General features: G+C 55.5%; 1 rRNA gene. It reads left to right on the forward strand.

Going from position 1 to position 220, the window contains the following annotated elements:
• Positions 1 to 220: ribosomal RNA gene (locus BST15_RS21100) — 16S ribosomal RNA — on the forward strand; the annotation flags it as partial.

Genomic DNA, 220 nt, shown 5'->3' on the forward strand with positions numbered 1-220 from the left:
GTGGGGAGCAAACAGGATTAGATACCCTGGTGGTCCACGCCGTAAACGATGTCGACTAGCCGTTGGGATCCTTGAGATCTTAGTGGCGCAGCTAACGCGATAAGTCGACCGCCTGGGGAGTACGGCCGCAAGGTTAAAACTCAAATGAATTGACGGGGGCCCGCACAAGCGGTGGAGCATGTGGTTTAATTCGAAGCAACGCGAAGAACCTGACCTGGCC

The organism is Mycolicibacter arupensis, assembly GCF_002086515.1.
Lineage (GTDB): Bacteria > Actinomycetota > Actinomycetes > Mycobacteriales > Mycobacteriaceae > Mycobacterium > Mycobacterium arupense.